The sequence below is a fragment of the Arthrobacter sp. 05L417 genome, from assembly GCF_056397865.1.
The window spans coordinates 1-994 of record NZ_JBFTOG010000093.1 but is presented as its reverse complement, the minus strand read 5'-3'; the positions used below and the strand labels follow the sequence as shown (position 1 = coordinate 994).

At 70.7% G+C, this 994-nt stretch carries 1 protein-coding gene and 1 pseudogene; both read right to left on the bottom strand.

Annotated elements, in window-relative coordinates; translation table 11 throughout:
* Positions 1-602, bottom strand: a 602-nt coding sequence (locus AC1DJW_RS26440; RefSeq protein ID WP_476902945.1) for a signal peptidase I, incomplete at its 3' end; no start/stop codon positions are given.
* 109 nt (positions 603-711) lie between these two features.
* A pseudogene (locus AC1DJW_RS26435) lies at positions 712-994 on the bottom strand (TasA family protein); the annotation flags it as partial.

Sequence of the window (994 nt, the reverse complement as noted above, 5' to 3'; positions counted from 1 at the left end):
ATCAGGACCTTCAAGACCACGGGATCGCGCAGGGCGCGGATTGCGTTGCCCAGGTACGGGACGGTGAACACCTGCCGGTCCACCTGCCCGCCGGCCAGGGTCGCGGTCCAGGGGTCGGGGCCGTTGTTCGCGTCGCCCTTGGTCCGGACCGTGGCGGTGCCCTGGTTGTTGATTGTGAGGTCGATGATCCGGTGGGTTTCCACCCGCTGGTCCTCCACCGGGATGTGGTAGGTGATGATGTCCCCGACCCTCAGGTTTTGGACCGCGACGGGGACGGTGACCACGACGTCCCCGGGGTTGATCAGCGGCGACATCGACCCGGTAAGCATCGTGGACGTCTGGTAACCCAGCACGCGCGGCCCGACGGCGAGGAACAGGAACGCCGCGACCGCGGCCACCATCACCACGGTCGTGATCACACTGACCAGGGCCCGGGCAACCCCCGACCCCGCACCCCGGCCCTCACCGGCGGCTTCGGTGCCGGGTGCCGTCGTCGAACCGGGCCGACCGGTGCCGGTCTGTCCGGTGCCGGTCTGTCCGGTGCCGGGTGCCGTCGTCGTGGTCGGGGGGACCCGCCGGTGGCGGACCGGTGTTGCGGTCATGGCTGGGCTCTCCGTTTCTGGGGGGAGGCCCTCCGCCGTCGTTTTCAGGGGGGCTCGACGGCGGAGGGCTGGCTCGGGGTCGGGGCTGCCGGCCGGGGTTGCCGGGGTGTTACTGGTTGGTGGCGGTGCGCTGGGTGCCGGTGAAGGTGAAGCCGATGGTGCTGCTCTGGTTCTGCAGGGTGTTGTCCGCGGTGGAGGGCAGGGTCAGGGTGACGCGCAGGTTGTCGGTGTGTCCGGCGGTGGCCGAGGTCAGGTTGGCCAGGGCCACGTTCGCGCCGATCACGGGACGGGAGGCCAGGACCGTGGTGGTGGTGCCGGTGCAGGTGTAGGTGTAGGCGGGGGCGGTGCCGGCCTCGGTCCAGGGCACGGAGCAGTCATCGACGGTGACCTGC